The following is a 205-nucleotide window of genomic DNA, read 5'->3' as shown; positions in this document are numbered from 1 at the left end:
ATCACCTTTCTGAATATGAACCGAGTTGGGATCAGGAACGGATTCCGACTTTACAAGAAGTGCTTTGCTTTCTTGCGCCGTTCGGTACCGAAGCCAATATTGAGCTGAAGCCACATTTAGCGAAACACCAAGGAATTGAGCGCCGTGTCCTCGAAACCGTCCAGGCCTGGGGAAGTCAAACGAAAATCATTTATTCTTCTTTTCA

General features: G+C 46.3%; 1 pseudogene. It reads left to right on the top strand.

Features of this window, described 5'->3' with window-relative positions:
* Positions 1 to 205, top strand: a pseudogene (locus CHH91_RS21100) (glycerophosphodiester phosphodiesterase); the annotation flags it as partial.

It is taken from the genome of Virgibacillus sp. 7505 (assembly GCF_002272135.1).
GTDB lineage: Bacteria > Bacillota > Bacilli > Bacillales > Amphibacillaceae > Terribacillus.
This window is presented reverse-complemented; position numbering and strand designations above follow the sequence as displayed.